Here is a 488-nt window from a genome sequence, read left to right on the forward strand (position 1 = left end):
CCGGGGGGACCTGAAGTCGGTAACCGTAAGGAGCCGCCTAGGGTAAAACCGGTAATTGGGGCTAAGTCGTAACAAGGTAGCCGTATCGGAAGGTGCGGCTGGAATACCTCCTTTTTAGAGCTCATTATCCTTGAGCTGTTGTTTCCTTCTTCTTTCAAATATTAGTTCTTTAAAAGTTAAGATGTAGACTTGAAATAAGAGTCAGGGATCGGATCTCACACATCGGCAACAGACTAGCAATAGTCTAAAGTTCTTTGACATATTGGGAAATGCAAGTTGTATACGGATAGTAATATCTATATACTAAAATATTTAAAGCGAATAAGGGCGCATGGTGGATGCCTAGGATCTAAGAGGCGACGAAGGACGTGGTAAGCTGCGATAAGCTACGGGGAGCTGCAAACGAGCATTACATCCGTAGATTTCCGAATGGGACAACCCGGCACGCTGAAGGCGTGTCACTCGAAAGAGAGCCAACGCAGGGAACT

2 rRNA genes are annotated in these 488 nt (G+C 45.9%); both read left to right on the plus strand.

Going from position 1 to position 488, the window contains the following annotated elements:
- Window positions 1-114, plus strand: a 16S ribosomal RNA gene (locus tag HGH92_RS33475); the annotation flags it as partial.
- A 197-nt stretch (window positions 115-311) separates the two neighbouring features.
- Window positions 312-488 (plus strand): 23S ribosomal RNA (locus HGH92_RS33480); the annotation flags it as partial.

Source organism: Chitinophaga varians (genome assembly GCF_012641275.1).
GTDB lineage: Bacteria > Bacteroidota > Bacteroidia > Chitinophagales > Chitinophagaceae > Chitinophaga > Chitinophaga varians_A.